General features: G+C 71.1%; 1 protein-coding gene. It reads right to left on the bottom strand.

All coding sequences use genetic code 11. The features are described from left to right. Positions 1–762 (bottom strand): DUF222 domain-containing protein (locus tag C9J87_RS19375; RefSeq protein ID WP_157953278.1); only part of this gene is annotated, 762 nt, incomplete at both ends.

The raw sequence follows: 762 nt of genomic DNA on the forward strand, positions 1-762 counted from the left end.
CCGAAGGCGAGCTGTTGGCGGGCGAGGTCGCCGAGGGCGGTGGCTCGGCGGCCGTCGAGGGTGTCGGTCGACCCGAGCGCGAGCTGGTGGGCGGCACCGGCGGCGACGGCTTCGGCGAGGCCGAGGGCATCGGGGATGTCGAGGTCGGCCTCGAGGTGCATGGTGCCGTCGAAGGAGACCTGGTCGGTGTCGAAGGTGACGTGGCGGCGATCAGCGGCGTCGGCGGCTTCCTTGGCGAGCTCGTCGGGCATGAACCGGGCCCGGGCATGGTCGACCAACCTGACGAGTTCGGAGGGGGTGAGGCGGTTGGCGCACCATGCGGTTTGCTGGTCCACGAACGTCGCTGCTTCGGGGGTGAGCCCGACGGTGGTCTGCGCGATCCGCCGCGCCCGCCACGGGGTGACCAGTCCGGCCAGCACGCCGGCCCACAGCTGTGGGAGTCGGTAGCGGAGCTCGATCACGTCGGTGAGGTAGGACCCGACCGCATCGCAGGTCTGGCCGAGCATGGTCGCGACATCAGGAATGGTGAACTCATCGATCGCCGGCGACCCTTCACCGGCGAGTGTCTTCGGGGACTGGAAGCACGCGGCCGGATCCGACGAGTCGAGGACGGGGTGCAGCGCGACCCAGTGGGCCGCCAACTGCATCGAGCGGACCTCGGAGGCGTGGCGCTGGTCCTGCTCGGCCCGCAGCGCGACCAGCACCTGCGCCGGGGTCTCCGGCAAGGTGTCGGTGCTGCTGCGGGTCGTGGTCGCCATACGA

This window comes from Nocardioides allogilvus, assembly GCF_003047285.1.
GTDB lineage: Bacteria > Actinomycetota > Actinomycetes > Propionibacteriales > Nocardioidaceae > Nocardioides > Nocardioides allogilvus.